This is a genomic window from Vibrio owensii (genome assembly GCF_002021755.1).
Lineage (GTDB): Bacteria > Pseudomonadota > Gammaproteobacteria > Enterobacterales > Vibrionaceae > Vibrio > Vibrio owensii.
In genome coordinates this window covers 238,394-252,774 of record NZ_CP019960.1, presented here as the reverse complement: position 1 = coordinate 252,774, position 14,381 = coordinate 238,394, and the positions used below count along the sequence as shown (strand labels likewise).

Below are 14,381 nucleotides of genomic sequence, written 5' to 3'. Positions count from 1 at the left end.
AATATTTTCATCACAAATTAGACAACAAGGTTAATATTGCAATCTAGCACGTTAAATATGTAACAGAATACGTTTTATTCGCACATGTTATTTGTTCACCGATTAAATAACGGATTGGATGAATTATTCGAGATGAAATTAATGTTTAATGAGTATGATTAGCCGATTCTGTTTTTGAGCAGGTACATTGAGTGTGTAACTTAAGAGAAATACCAGTTGTATGAGACAAACAAAAAGCGCCCGATAGATAGGCGCTTGCTTTGTGTGTGATAAGAGTTGGAACTAGGAAATCAGAGTAACAACCTAGAGGCGGTGAGAAAGCGCTCACACCGCTCTAAGAGTGAACTTCTGTTGATACTGAGAGGATGTTGCATTGGTCTCAAGGTAGCTGTGGTGAAGCATTAAGATCGATTGGACAATCTTCGTCCCGATCCCCAAAGAACCGCCCTCCGCTTCTTCCTCGATGTGATTGACGAAGGTAAAGTGGATACGCGACTTATCTTCACTCAAATGCGCTTGGCAATGCACTTCTGAGCCGATTGGGCTGTGGCGCAATGCATTTTCAAGCAGGTTCAATACCAACCGCTCTAAGAGTCCTTTATCACCCACGGTTTGGATTTCACTATCGATATCCACTTTCAACACCACTTCTTTACGAGAAAACTGGCTCTGCATCGTTTCAGCACATTCTGCCATCAACGCGCCAAGATCTACGGGGCGGTACTCGTAGTTTGGCATTGGAGCTTCTTTGCGCGCGGCGTCTAACAAAGAATGCAATTGAGTTGAGAGCTTCTCACAATTTCGGAAAGCAACGTCAATCAAAGGATCGGATTCCGGATGTTGCAAACGCCACGTTTCCAAATAGCCCAGCACGCTCGATAACGGCGTTTTTAAATCGTGACTGAGCTGCAACAGACTTTGACGACGATGAGACGATTGATACTCCAACTGTAAAAACTGCTGCTGAATATGCTTCGCCATCATCTGATAAGAGTTCGCAATCGGCACGAGCTCCGGCACTTGGTGAGTGAAATCAGGTTGCAGGCGGAAATCATGTTCAGCTTGCTGTTGTAGTTGTTTGGTCACACGCTCAATCGGGTTCAACAGACTACGTTTGACCAGCACATAAGCTCCAAGAGCAAAGCCTAAAATGGACACTAAGACCAATCCTGCCAGCGCGATGTAAGGGGTGTCGACTTGAGCATTGGCAATGGCGTCATGTCGGGTACTGCCAATCACCACGTAGAGATAACCGACCGTAGAGCCTAATTCCTCTATCGCCGCGACAGAAAAGACTTTGTGTTCACCACGATTACGTGGGTCTTCACCCAAAATAGGAAAAGGCTGGTCATTTAAGAATTGCTTAATGGGATTGAGATCCACCTTCCCCATGATCTCCGCCCCTTCCGGCGCTGCGTGAGTGGTAATGTTGCCTTGGCTATCGAGGAAGTAGATTTCAAAATCAGGGCCGATCAGCATGAGCGTGTGAAAAATCGACTTGAGCGCTTTAGGGTTGTAATCCGTCCCGATCATCAGCGGGTTATCATCACGCATGTGGCTGGCTAGCTCTTTATGCAAGCTTTGCTTGGTGCGTAACTCAATGGTTTCTTTTTGCCAATTGTAAGTCAGTGCAATCACCACCGCCGCGAGGCAGAACCACAAGCTAGTAAATACTACCAAGCGAGATTTGAAGCTCATCCTATCGCCTCCTTAAACAGCGGTGCTTTTGCAACACCCGTGATGATTGAAAAATGACGGTGAAAACAACTGCCGACTTACTGTCTTGGCTTGATGTTTTGACTTACTTTCTTGCATTAGAGTCTTGGCTGAAACTTATATCCAACACCCCACACGGTTTGAATGAAGTGATGATCAGAGTCAGACAACGACAGCTTGCTGCGTAAACGGTTAATGGTGCTACACACCGTATGGTGATAACCAGAATGACTGGTGTTCCAAACGTGATCGAGCAATTCATCTTTACTGTAGACTCTGCCCGGACGAGTCGCGAGAAACTGCAGCAAAGTAAACTCTGTCGCGGTAAGAGCGACGTCTTTGTCGTTTAGGGATACTTGGTGCAACTCCGGAATGATTCTCAGCGGACCAAAATCCATCGCATCATCGAGGACTTCATTTGCTACTTTGACTTCTGCGGTTTGGCTGACTCTGCGTAGCACGTTTCGCACTCGTGCTTGGAATTCTAATACGCTAAATGGCTTGGTGATGTAGTCATCAACGCCCGCTTCTAAGCCGTCTACCTTGTCCATTTCACCGTCTCTGGCTGTCAGCATGAGCACTGGGCTCCAATCTTGTTGCTGACGCAAATAATGGCAGATGTCTAGGCCATCACCATCTGGTAAACCTCGGTCAAGGATCAATAAATCAAAGGGTTGTTGCTGATATTGCGCTTTAGCATCGGCGACATTTGTGGCTCGCGACACTTGGTGTCCTTGAAACTTGAGATGCATCTGAACCAGTTCTGCCAAATCATCGTCATCTTCCACCAACAAGATGTTCGCGACTAAATTGATTGCCTGTTGTTCCATGGTCCTTTCCTTGCCTTCGAGTATCCTCACTTTGCACATGACCGGAACAAATTAGAAATTCTTTCAAAAAAGGTTCCGATGACGCCATGAGGGATAAAGCACTCGGCTACAAGCGCTTTGGAAAGGAGACGTCATCGGAGCCTGTGTTACTCGACTCGAGTGATGGTGACTTTCGCACCTGGGTTCAGGAAACGATGGTTCGCAGAAAGTGCTGAGTTTGCTAATCCATCATCTTGGCTAACTACCCCCGCATGGAATGCAACAACGTCATTGCTATCATTACGAGCGGCATTGAAACCTTCACCGCCACCTGCTGGGCCCGGAATGGTTGCAGCAAGTTCATCATTCAGTTCCGTGCCAGAATCCCAAACGTTCATGCTCATTTCGTAGCTTTCACCCACAGCGAGCGATTTGAGCGATAGCCCCGTTTCGCCAACAAAGGCATCATTGGTATTCACAAACATAGACGCCACAGACAAGTAACCGTAACGACTAGGATCAACCGTGATGGTGACTTCGTCCGATGCCCCCGGCAACACCAATCCATTACCCGAAATACCTTGGTAAACACTGTCATTGCTGTTCATCAATTCAATCAGCTCTGCGTTACTGCCGCCTTCGGCAAGATGCTCGAGTTCAACAGATGCCGCTTGGCCAATTTCAAACAGTTGGTAGTCACCATTGTGAGTGAGTACCGCGAGCGGAGACATAGGTTGATTCGCAGTCAAGTTCGCCACGTTGACGGTGTAGCGGTACGATTTCACTACGTCATTATCATCATCGCTTGGGCAACCGGCGAGCAAGCCGACTGAAGCTGCTACTAGTAAGATTCTGTATTTCATACATCCCCCTTACTTCACAACGATTGTGATGGTTGCAACTGGGTTTAACCAACGATGGCTGCTGCTGTCTAGGTCACTGATGCCGCCGGTTGGATCGCTATCACCAAGGTTACCCGGATGCACGTGAACTTTGTCGTTAGTTACCGTTGCTTCAACGCCTGTGCCGCCAGTACCAAAGGTAATGAAAGGTGGGTTTGGCATGCTAGACGCAAGTTCATCGTTCGCTTCTGTACCGGCATCGTAACTTCTTAGCGTTGCTCGGTATGTACCCGCTTCCGTTGGAATCTTCCAACTATCCAGACCGACGAAACCGTCATTGGTTGGCAGCAACATCGCGCTCAGAGAAAGATAACCGTGGTCGCCACTATCCAAGGTGAAGGTGGTTGCAACACCTGGGTTCAAAATGCCACCAGCAGGGTTCTCAACCACCGCACCACCAGCGTTACCAATCACACTAGCAAGCCCAGAGATATCACCACCTTCTGCCATTGCTTCTAGTTCTGGCGTTGCTGCTTGACCCGTTCTGAACATTTGAAGATCAGAGCCATGTGCAGCAACAATAAGTGGCGTAAAGTAGATGCCTTTGGTTGCGTTTGTCACGGTGATTTCCAATTCCGCCGCATTCACTGATGCAGAGCCTAGTGCCATAGCGACTGAAGTCATGACGAGTCCGAGTTGGGTACGTTTTTTCATTGTGATTCCATCCTTTAATGAGGGTTGAACTACCCAAGCCCATGTGTACGGCTTTACTTCTTTGTTCGTGACTTGAGTAGGTTAAGCATTACGTTTCGAACGTTTTGCGTTCTTGCCTCTAAGAATGACGAGCAAATCTATCAGCAACTTCATCGAATTCTCATAAAATTCTCACAAGTTCTGTTCGAATTCTGCCAGCAGCACTTTTTTACTCTTAATCAGGTATTTACACGTCGCGCTTTCCCCTCCTACAATGCGGTATTCTCTGTTTAAATCACGATTCTCAGCATGATTCATAACGTTCTGTCTGCCTACTACGGCGAAATCTACGGCATCGCTTTTTTCAACCACTACTTGAGCCATTACGCCCAAAGTGAACAACAAACACTGTGGCAAACCTTGATTGAAGTGGAAGAACTCACCGCAGAAAAGCTCAAACCTGTACTGCTAACAAATGGCATGGATATCGAAAGTCGACACCAAGAGATGCTGGATAAAGGCTTGGCAGATGCAACCAAGTGGATTGGTTTACCATGGCAAGAGTTGGTGGCGACTCTTCTGAAGTGGGTAGAACCTTATGAGGTCAAGTATCGAGAGTGGCATGAAGAAGTGAAAGCTTCACACCAGTATTCAATCGCTGAGCGAGAAGCTATCGAGTTGATTGCAGACCACGAAACGGCCATTTATCACTGTTGGCAGCAATACCATACTGGTGAATCTGGCTTGCCTGCACTCAATGCATTTTTGGCAAAATATCGTTAAAGCGAGACGGTGACACTTGAACCTCGTGAAACCGTACCAGACAATATCGTTATTCCGCTGCGCAGAACTGAACAATTATGGTTAATCCAAAACTCATTGCCCTACTTCCTGATCTTGCTTCGTTTATCTTAGTGGTAAACGAAGGCAGTTTTACCGCTGCAGCCAAACAACTCGGCGTGACGCCATCGGCTTTAAGTAAGTTGATCACACGGTTGGAACAAGCCCTCTCGGTCAAACTGTTTGAGCGCACGACTCGTAAGTTGATCATCACTCAAGCTGGGCAAAAGGTTTACGACCAAAGCATCGCAATGGTGAATGCCGCGCAGCAAGCCGTTGAGCTATCTGCAGAAGATCATGCCGAGCCAACAGGCGCACTCACAGTGGCAGCCCCTGAAGCATTTCTTAATTCGGTGCTTCAGCCATTTGTGTTGCCATTCCTAGAACGTTATCCAAACATTCAGCTTAAGCTGCGTGCAGCAGATGGTGAGATCGATTTGTTCCGCCAAGGTATTGATGTCGCGTTTAAGCTCACCGACAAACCCGATGAGAATCTAGTACTCAAAGAGATCAGCAAGACCAATCTCGTTTTATGTGCCTCTCCAGATTACCTAGCCAAACACGGTATGCCTGAGCATCCAACCGAGCTTGAGCAGCACGACTGTATTTACCTTGCCGAGAATGACAAAGACAATATCTGGTCGTTCTTTAAAGAGGAAGCTTTCCACTCGATTGCCGTGAGTGGACGCTACGCCGTCAACCATTCTCAAATGCGCTTGAACGGGGTTAAGTCTGGCTTGGGAATTGGGATCTTCCATGACTTCGTGATCAAAGACGCATTAGAGCAAGGGGAAGTGGTGGAAGTATTGCCGGATTGGATGATCAAGAGTAACTACCATGGCGCTATCGCGATGCAGTATGCACAAACCAAATACATGCCTGCTCGTCTGCGCGTGTTTATCGACTTCGTTAAGGAGCATTTAGTCTCCGACGATACTAACCATGCTTGAGGATACGAGCCATGTTTGAAGAGGCTAACCATGTTTAATGCCATTCATCACGTCGCGATCATTTGCAGCGACTACCCAAGGTCAAAACGCTTTTACACTGAAGTGTTGGGATTGAAAGTCATTGCTGAAAACTATCGTGAAGCCAGAGACTCCTACAAGCTTGACCTCGCTTTACCTGACGGTAGCCAAGTGGAACTGTTTAGCTTTCCGAGCGCACCAGAGAGACCGAGCTTTCCTGAAGCACAAGGGCTGCGACATCTCGCGTTTTTGGTTGATGATGTTGAACAGGTGAAAGCCTACCTAGAATCGAATGACGTTGAAGTTGAGCCAATTCGTATTGACGAATTCACAGGCAAAGCTTTTACCTTCTTCCAAGACCCAGATGGCTTGCCACTGGAAATTTACCAGAAATAAAAAGAGCCAGCACTTCGCTGGCTCTTCTACTATTCCACTCTTTGTCTGTTACTAATTCAACGCCGTTTTCAGCTTCTCAACGCGGTTAAACAACAACCAATCCAGAGTGAGGACCGTAACAATCGCCAAACCGCCCATCGGGAACGCCAGACACAATACTACCAAAGTTACTAAACCAAGCTTCCAAATGCCGTCTTGCTGAAACTTAGGTGGTGCGCCCAATGCGGCACTGCGACTTGGTCTACGAATCCACCACATCACCACACCTGTGATTGAGATTAAAATGAACGCCAAACAGAACACTACGTTGAGCACTTTGTTAACCACACTGACATCACCTTGATGCAATGACACACCTGCCGCCATGAACTTGGCAAATAGGCTGTAATCTTGCCACGTTACATCCACCAACAAGCGACCGGAATATTGGTCAAAGTGGCTGGTGCGATCTTGTCTTGGGTCGGAGATATCGCCACCCATAGAGTTAGCGGCAACGGTATAAACGCCCGTCTCAGAGCGTGGCAAAAACAGCTTATAGCCCGTAAAGCCCATCATTTCAGCCTTGAGGATGATATCATCAATGGAGAGCGCATCATGACTGCCTGCGTATGCCATCTCTTCCTTCATATTGGCATGATCATGAGCGGGCTTATCTTTCGACTCTGGTACAGCAGCGAGCTCTAAGTTCCATGGCATCTCTTCTGAAACACCGTGGTTAAGATCTTTATGTGTCAGTGTGGATTCCGGTTTCTCACCCCATGTGTAATAGGTTGGGAAGGTATTCCAAGCTTGCACCATTTGCGCCCCCCAGATCCCTGCCCACGACAATCCTGAAATCAAAAAGAACAACAGAACAAGCGACAGTACACCACCTAAATTCGCATGCAGGTCACGCATCAAAATTCGAGGGCCATTGTTAAGGCGAATTTTCAAAAAGCCGGCGCGGCTGGCGTTGTCTCTCGGTAACCAAAGGTACAAACCAGACACCAACAGCAAAATCCCCAGACTTGCGGCGATTTCAATTAAACGGTCGCCTAGGTCGCCGATGAGCAGCGTACCGTGAATGCTGTTCATCAGTTCATAGATGCTATCACCACGATTAATGGTGCCTTGTACGTCTCCTGTGTAAGGATTTACTGCAACAATCAGCGAGCTGCCTTCTTGGTTTTGAATCGAGAATCGGTTGGCAATATCGGCCGTTTTAGCAGGTACAAATTGAGTAACATTAAAATCGGGATACGCCTGCTTGACGGTTTCCAATTGTGCAGAGACAGGAACTATTTGCTCTTGTGGTGAAACTTGTAATGTCGCTTCGTATCGAGCCAGTTCGATTTCATCATCAAACAACATCACCAACCCCGTGAGGGAAAGCATGAGCATAAATGGAATGACGAACAAACCTGCGTAGAAGTGCCATCGCCACGTCATAAAGTAGATGGATTTTGCGCGTGAGGCTTCCTTGAGTTGAGGCTTTGCCGAGTTTCTCAACATGTGTATTTTCCTTTTTTCATTGTTGAACACCCAAATTCAGCCAAACGCATCCTGCACATACGCATTCGTATGCGGCGCTATTTGACTTAGATTTGGGAGTACCACTGCTCGAAGTGGCAGTGTTATGTGACTTTACTTGTAATTGTTTTTGTTATGAGAGAAGGGAAACTGGCGGCGCTCGAGGAACTGGTGTTTCAAATCGCACACTTAGAGCCAAATAAGCGTAGCTGTCAGAAATCACCAAGCTCAGTCTTGAGAGTATTGGTGTCGTTGGAAGTGTATCGTGATGAAAAGTCGAGAAGTGGCTAAAAGGACAAGGCTTACCTTTGTGGCTGACAGAATTGTCGCCCTCTTCTATTTGAACCAACTCAAAACCGTTAAGCGTACATAACGTCGCCCACACGCCCATGCTGTTACCATGAGCATTGATAACAGGCATCAGCGTCACTAGCGCCCAACTGAGAGCACTAGCAAATAACATCGAGCGGTAAAAAGGAATTAATCTACGCATAACGGTGACTTAACAAATTTCACACAGCGTAACTAATTCTGAGTGGTAGCTCAAAAACAGGATCAATAAGTGGCTGCTACCTCACAGGTTTTCTTGAATACCTCGATTGACAGGCACAAAAAAGCCCGCCGAAGTGGCAGGCCTATGGTCATTTCTTCAAGTTGGATAAACGGTTAGCTAAACAGTTTGCTCCAGATACTTGGGTTGCGTTTGTCGTGATACTCTTCACGAAGGCTATCGATTTCACGCAGTTGCTCTTTCGCTTCTTCTAGCTTGCCTGCATCAAGATCTGCTTCAATCTTATCTAGCGTTACCGTCAGCTTATTAAAGCCTTCTAGGTAGATATCGAACTTCTCTGGTGGGTAATTACCACGCTTAGATTGTTCAACGATCGCTTGCAAGCTATCAATCGCAGATTTCATGGTTTCAACATCAGACGCTTCTGCCGCCTGTTTGAATTCCATCTTCATCTGCTTCATGTTTTGTTTTAAGTCGACGGCTTCTGCCATTGCGTACGTTGAGCCTAACGCAATTACACACCCCAACACTAAAGGACGTAACATCTTCACTTCTCCATTGAATGCCGAATTCTGAGTCGGCTTTTTAATGCGAGCAGTGTAAAGCAATCCCTTAACACTTGCATAACCAAAAATGTAATCAAGTTTATGCGTTGCGAATCTCGTCATACTCTGCAATTGGCATACGACCACGCAGCTCTAAGAAGGCCAAGAATTGTTGTGCTGAGTGAGTAATAACCTTGCTGCTATCAATGCCAACTCTATCCATTAACTCACCTACCAAGCTCAGGTTACCCACATCGTGGCAGAAGTGCGCATCACTGCCTGTGGTGAAGAAGACACCGAGCTCTTTACCGATTTGGGCAATCTCATGGCAACGGTCTACACTGCCAACACGGCTGTTGCCTTTCAATGTGGTGTTATTGATTTCAATCGCGACATTGTGCTCTTTAGCGCACTTCAGTACGGCTTCAAAATCGAAGTCAAAGTTGGGGTTACCCAAATGGCCTAGCGCGTCAACACGACCATTTTTGATGATGTTCAACAGCGCTTCAGTGTGCGTAGCACTATCTGCTGGGCGGAACACTGGCTCATGAAAGCTAGCAATCACCCAATCCAAATTGCGATCAACGCTATCTGGAATATCGATCTCACCCTTGGTGTTCATAATGTTAGATTCAACGCCACGAATAATCGCAACGCCTTCAAGAAAGCGAGGCAGAATTTTCTGGTTAGAGAAGAACCAGTAATGAGGCGCACCCGGCATTGATTCAGCGTGGTCGGTCGTGCAGAACATATCCAGCCCGTTCTCTTTTGCCGATTTCGCGTTTTCAATCAACGTACTATAAGCGTGGCCGCTGGCGTACGTATGCGTGTGGGTATCAACCTTAAATTCCATCATCAACTCTCTTGGTGCGCAAATTGGCGGCTATTGTATACCCACAAGCAACCTGTCGTCAGCCCAAATTGACCCGCAATCTAACCTTACTCTTCGCTGATGAGCTTGATTAACGGCAGTGCCTTTTCCCAACCATGATTGAACATCGACACAAAATCACTGTGAGTATGAATGGTGATACTCAGCAACAAGCGATCTTCTATCGTCTCGATCTGATAGATCTCCCGCGATCCGATCCACTTAGATGCCAAATCCCCATCCAACTGCTGCCGATTATCCGGGTTAAAAATGGCAACATGATGAAACTCGAGTTTTTGCAGCGGCAGCACCGTATCGATGATCGCCCTTGTCCCGCCCATATCAGGGTCAAAGAAAGTAATGTCACTTCCCTCTTCCCATGCACCATCAAATTGAGACTGAGGTGAAAAGGCTTGCGCCCATCGCTTGTATAGTTCGACATCGGTCAACACGCTCCATACGCGTTGAGGCGTCGCGGCAATCTCGACATGATAGTTTAAAGTCAGCATATTTTCTCTCCCTGCTCCTTTCTTGACGCTAGTTCATTCTGATTAAAAATCAAACAATTCAATGGCAACCAAAGGAGAATTGCGAAGCCCGACATCAATGGTGCAACCTGACAGGGAAATATGAGCACTTAGAAAGGCTTAGCAGTTTAGGACATTTTTATATAGAAGTGCCATCTCAATGCTCAGTGGTTTTTATTACATTTACCTCGTCGATAACAACCCGCGACACAGTAATACACTAGCAATGGAATGAGCATGAATAGCGTAGAACACAGCGAGTTTAATTACATAAAACAACGCATTAATGAAATGAGGCCAGAACAGCTCCACGAAATCAAAGGCGTCATTGAATTTAAAAGGAAATCGCTACTCGATGAGAAACCACTTATCTCCGATGAAGAGATGGAGTTCATCACCATCATGTTCAAGAAAATGGAATAACGGACAAATGTGCTTTTTGATTGAAGATTACTTAAATAAAAACAGCAAGATCAACCTTTCTGATATCAATTACAAGCTACAAGAGATCGTCGATGAAAACGGAACAAACCTTGGCTACGAAGTTCTGATCGACCCTATCAATCTCTCAAAGAAACTTGCTAACGACGTCTATAAAAGAGAAATAAAATATCCACATCTAAGCCGTGCGTTAGTCACTCGATTAGAGCGATACATTAATCGCCATGTGAGTGACTTCGCCGGCAAGCACCTCTTTATCAACCTAGAGAGAAGCAATCTATGCGATAAGTATCTATTGTGCGATCTAGTAATGCTTAAGAACGCGTTAGAAGCACTTAACGCCTATTTAGTCATTGAAATCACTGAACGAAATGTCTGTAAAGACTGTTCTAGCGTTCGTAAAGGCTTTGAATTTCTCCGCGACCACAAAGTGCTGTTGGCCGTGGATGATTATGACCTTAACGCTGATTTTAGAGAGCAAGAGTTACTTTCTGGATTCTATCAATTCGTGAAAGTTGAACACTCAGCCGAAGACAACTACTACAACAAAGTCATTGAACTGAGTAAGAGGACCCGCACAAAGCTGATCATTGAACGGGTCGAGTCTCACCTAGAGCGAAGCGATATCACTCTACATCAGGTGCCTTTTTGGGGCTTACAAGGGTTCTTATATAATACGCGAGCGGTCAGTCTATAAGGAGAGAGCTAGCAAAACTGTCTCAAATTACAGAAGCTGCAATCTTTGCTGGTATCTTGCAGACATTGAAGTTTCTTTTTGACCTTAGGGATCAAAATTGGGTTTGCAATGGAACGAACGATATCCACTTTAACAAGGTATAAGCCGACTTTTTGGCTTCTGTCCTTCGGTGGGTAGTATTTCACTTCTTCTGCGTTAAACACTTTTTTCGCCAGTTCTAGAATTGGGTATCCAGAAACAAACATGTATACGTAGTCTTTTGTCTTATAAAGATCGAGTAAGTAATAGCAAATAGCCTGCACCACTAATTCAAAAAAGTGAGTCGAGTTCATGGAGTATCCCAGCTTCACTAAGCAGCTGCGCTTGAGCTCACTTTCAGGAATAGAAATAAAGCTTGGTAGGTTATTTAACTTCTCCAAATTGAGGATGCCCGCCCAGTGACCAACGATGTCATCTCTCTTATTTTTCAACAAAATACATTGATATTTGATGTCCGTCTTCATCGCATAAAGTTCACTGATGAAGCCCTCTAGAGCGGACACATTGCTGTAAAAATCTTGGAATGTATCCACATGCTCATAGTAAGTCTGACAACGCACTTCACTTCGAACGCATTCTGTCACCTTGTAGTACGAGAGCGCGGTTAACGAGAAGTCGAATGCTTTTACCAAGTTAGCCACAACCGACGCATAACGCACTGGAAATTTATGCTGGCTTTCGTCGATATTAAGGAAGATATCTATCAAGCTCACTTCCAACGAACGTGCTATGTAGAACTGTTTATACAAAGGCGGCACCACTTTCCCGTTCAACCAACGACTCAAAGTGATCGTGTCCAAACCTTTAAATTCTTCGTAATAATTTTGCTGTAAAATCGCGATCAGTTCTTTTCTAGAGATTGATTTTTCCTCTAGCCAAGAAGCGAGCTCCCTCTCAAACTTGTAATTCATAAATCCACCACTTAAATGCTAATTAACCAAGGTACTTTTATAGTTTGTTGTATTGCCGTCATCTCCTAGGATGTCAAACTGTACTTGTTGTGTTTTTAGTTGTTGAGCCAGCGTTAGATTAATGCTGGAGAAAGGTTCAACAGTGATTCTTTCAAACTTCTCCTCTCCTACTTTGATAGCGAGAAAATTCGCATACCAAGGCAGTTCATTGACAACCTTAATGCTCTCCCCTGTCTGTACGAAGCGAATCTTCTCAAAGGATTTTTTATTCGGTTTTTCAATCCCTTCGGGACGAACAAATACTTTTAATCTCAACCTCAATGGCAAAACGATCTTTTGGCTGTTTGCATTGGCGTCATCTGTCACTTCGTTTACTTGAAAGATGTTTAACCACAGCAAGTTTTCACGGTCATCGAACTGCAAATCTTCTCGATTAAGTAACAAACGCGCTCCCCTTACTTCCTCTGGCGCCATCTTGAAAATAGGCGGAACAACAAACAAAGGCGTCTCCACTTCAGAAGGGGAAACGGTGAGATCCCCTGTATCTGTCCAAATCTGCAATAGCACGTTTCCTTTGCCAGTGTTTGCCAGCATAAAGCCGGCTTCTGTGTCCCCTTCATTCATTACAATTCGGGTTCTATCGATGTCGACAGCAGCGTTCGCAGTCGATATCCAAAGATTGAGAACCATGAAAAAGAACAAGCATATAAAGCTATTGAAAAGTAACGATAATTTGAGCTTGTGCATAAACTGTCCCTGGGGTGGCGGTTTCGCCACTTATTTTTTCTAGTGAGGCCGTAAAGTGACCTCGATATGTTTCTAAAGACGTGCCTGTCGATTCCAGTTGTGTGACTTCTTTAAAGCCATACCACCCACCAGAATTCCCCGTTCCGGTAGTCGGGCTTGGCAAAAAGTTCATCGCGGTACCCGAGTCGTCATATATCTTGATACCAACACCTTCCGCCACGCCCGCATTGCCGTAGTCATTGCTTAGCAAGTACGTCAAACCTCCACCTGTTGTTTTAAGTCCCAACAACTCGGCTTGGCTAACGGCGTTAGCTGAATTCGCTAGCAATCCAATTGCTATTGGCCTTGTTGCGGTCAAGCTGCTGCTGGTGTTGGATGTGGTTCCTGATTCCGCATCAAGTTCACACGACAGGCCGATAGTAAAATTGGCTTGTGAAGGTATGCCGCCATTTAAGGACGCTGCCGTTGTTTTAGGTATGGTCACCACGGGTGTGTAATCTGAGACTTGGCAAAATGCGCCTCGGATGAAGGTCACTTGATTTGCCCACCCCCATGCGCCAGGCCAATCGCCATACCAGCCACTGTAGCAACCTCCACCGTGGTCACAGCCAACGCTCAGCCCTGCACTTCGGCCGCCGCCTTTGAACGCAATGTAACCTTGAACACGTTGTGCGGTTGGTCGGTATCGACCGTAATTCAAACCGTAGTTTTTGTACGGCTCTTCCGTCACTTTCAAAACCTCAACACTGACATCACTGAACAATCCGGCATGCACATAGATGTAATTGCTGTCTTGAAACATGTCGTCTGGGTTGAGCTTTCTCGATTTCCAGTAACGTGAGTAGTATTCACCCGTCGCTAAATTGGTCAGACGAAATGCGGCATAGCGATAATCCGAATAGTAAGCTCCTGGAATATCGGGGACGTCATGCTGGCCCGCATAGCCATCGTCACCATTTACCGAGTAGTACTCCCACAAGTCGTCCTTATCCGTTAAGTCACAGCGAAATAACACTTGCTTATCTCCATAAGGCGTGCGGTTTGCAGCGCCTAAGAATGACGTTGTTGCTGATGCGAGTACGCTGCCATAAGGCTGAAAGTTGCTGCCGCTATTGATGTTGATGACACTTGGCAAGCCATACTGGCCAAAGTATCCGTCAGCGGCACCAACAAAATTATTACTCACGTAATAGCCTGCGCTTTGCGCTTCCGCAGACAAGTAGTTCTGATTCGTTGTGTTCAGCTTGGTACAAGTTGCAAAAACTGATGCACTTACAAACCAAACGGATAGGCCAATCATCCTGATTGAATTGTTCATG

Annotated in this window: 17 protein-coding genes; 5 read left to right on the top strand and 12 right to left on the bottom strand. The window is 45.9% G+C overall.

What is annotated here, in order from left to right:
- Window positions 1–324 precede the first annotated feature (324 nt).
- The 4 genes from A9237_RS17820 to A9237_RS17805 form a co-directional block, all read right to left on the bottom strand.
- Window positions 325–1,698, bottom strand: a complete 1,374-nt coding sequence (locus A9237_RS17820; RefSeq protein ID WP_038895926.1) for a sensor histidine kinase — start codon at window positions 1,696–1,698, stop codon at window positions 325–327.
- A 116-nt stretch (window positions 1,699–1,814) separates the two neighbouring features.
- Complete coding sequence (locus A9237_RS17815) at window positions 1,815–2,546, bottom strand: response regulator transcription factor (RefSeq protein ID WP_078608872.1); 732 nt, start codon at window positions 2,544–2,546, stop codon at window positions 1,815–1,817.
- A 146-nt stretch (window positions 2,547–2,692) separates the two neighbouring features.
- Window positions 2,693–3,388, bottom strand: a complete 696-nt coding sequence (locus A9237_RS17810) for a spondin domain-containing protein (protein ID WP_005383999.1) — start codon at window positions 3,386–3,388, stop codon at window positions 2,693–2,695.
- 9 nt (window positions 3,389–3,397) lie between these two features.
- On the bottom strand, window positions 3,398–4,081 hold the full coding sequence (locus A9237_RS17805) for a spondin domain-containing protein (RefSeq protein WP_005384002.1): 684 nt from the start codon (window positions 4,079–4,081) through the stop codon (window positions 3,398–3,400).
- Between the two features lie 288 nt (window positions 4,082–4,369).
- Here A9237_RS17805 and A9237_RS17800 point away from each other — a divergent pair, with 288 nt between their 5' ends.
- From A9237_RS17800 to gloA2, 3 genes are all read left to right on the top strand, one after another.
- Window positions 4,370–4,843, top strand: coding sequence for a hypothetical protein (locus A9237_RS17800; protein ID WP_078608870.1), 474 nt, complete (start codon window positions 4,370–4,372; stop codon window positions 4,841–4,843).
- A 77-nt stretch (window positions 4,844–4,920) separates the two neighbouring features.
- Complete coding sequence (locus A9237_RS17795; RefSeq protein WP_005384005.1) at window positions 4,921–5,850, top strand: LysR family transcriptional regulator; 930 nt, start codon at window positions 4,921–4,923, stop codon at window positions 5,848–5,850.
- A gap of 30 nt (window positions 5,851–5,880) precedes the next feature.
- The gene (gene gloA2 / locus A9237_RS17790; RefSeq protein WP_054824245.1) at window positions 5,881–6,264 is read left to right on the top strand and encodes an SMU1112c/YaeR family gloxylase I-like metalloprotein; all 384 of its coding nucleotides are present in this window, start codon (window positions 5,881–5,883) and stop codon (window positions 6,262–6,264) included.
- A 51-nt stretch (window positions 6,265–6,315) separates the two neighbouring features.
- Here the strand turns inward: gloA2 and A9237_RS17785 are convergent, their stop codons facing one another.
- From A9237_RS17785 to A9237_RS17765, 5 genes are all read right to left on the bottom strand, one after another.
- Window positions 6,316–7,755: a PepSY-associated TM helix domain-containing protein gene (locus A9237_RS17785; protein ID WP_078608868.1), complete on the bottom strand. Its 1,440-nt coding sequence runs from the start codon at window positions 7,753–7,755 to the stop codon at window positions 6,316–6,318.
- Between the two features lie 151 nt (window positions 7,756–7,906).
- The gene (locus A9237_RS17780; RefSeq protein WP_078608866.1) at window positions 7,907–8,266 is read right to left on the bottom strand and encodes a hypothetical protein; all 360 of its coding nucleotides are present in this window, start codon (window positions 8,264–8,266) and stop codon (window positions 7,907–7,909) included.
- 173 nt (window positions 8,267–8,439) lie between these two features.
- Entirely contained in the window at window positions 8,440–8,829 is a 390-nt protein-coding gene (locus A9237_RS17775) for a cytochrome b562 (RefSeq protein WP_039840069.1), read from the bottom strand.
- 100 nt (window positions 8,830–8,929) lie between these two features.
- Complete coding sequence (locus A9237_RS17770; protein ID WP_039987536.1) at window positions 8,930–9,682, bottom strand: phosphatase; 753 nt, start codon at window positions 9,680–9,682, stop codon at window positions 8,930–8,932.
- Window positions 9,683–9,768: 86 nt separating this feature from the next.
- Window positions 9,769–10,209 carry an SRPBCC family protein gene (locus A9237_RS17765; RefSeq protein ID WP_005436019.1) on the bottom strand — a complete coding sequence of 147 codons (441 nt, stop codon included), beginning with the start codon at window positions 10,207–10,209 and terminating at the stop codon, window positions 9,769–9,771.
- 255 nt (window positions 10,210–10,464) lie between these two features.
- On the opposite strand from A9237_RS17765, the gene A9237_RS17760 reads away from it, so the two are divergent.
- A complete protein-coding gene (locus tag A9237_RS17760; protein WP_033005232.1) occupies window positions 10,465–10,650 on the top strand; it encodes a hypothetical protein in 186 nt (61 codons plus the stop codon).
- 7 nt (window positions 10,651–10,657) lie between these two features.
- A complete protein-coding gene (locus tag A9237_RS17755) occupies window positions 10,658–11,365 on the top strand; it encodes an EAL domain-containing protein (RefSeq protein ID WP_078608864.1) in 708 nt (235 codons plus the stop codon).
- 8 nt (window positions 11,366–11,373) lie between these two features.
- Here A9237_RS17755 and A9237_RS17750 read toward each other — a convergent pair whose 3' ends face one another.
- Genes A9237_RS17750 through stbD form a run of 3 tightly spaced genes read right to left on the bottom strand, consistent with a single transcriptional unit; the run spans window position 11,374 to window position 14,380 of the window.
- A complete protein-coding gene (locus tag A9237_RS17750; RefSeq protein ID WP_005436017.1) occupies window positions 11,374–12,315 on the bottom strand; it encodes a hypothetical protein in 942 nt (313 codons plus the stop codon).
- 18 nt (window positions 12,316–12,333) lie between these two features.
- Entirely contained in the window at window positions 12,334–13,062 is a 729-nt protein-coding gene (locus tag A9237_RS17745) for a fimbria/pilus periplasmic chaperone (protein WP_167371691.1), read from the bottom strand.
- Window positions 13,028–14,380, bottom strand: coding sequence for a fimbrial usher protein StbD (stbD, locus tag A9237_RS17740; RefSeq protein WP_041053977.1), 1,353 nt, complete (start codon window positions 14,378–14,380; stop codon window positions 13,028–13,030). The genes A9237_RS17745 and stbD overlap by 35 nt, the downstream gene beginning before the upstream one ends.
- Between the last annotated feature and the right edge of the window lies 1 nt (window position 14,381).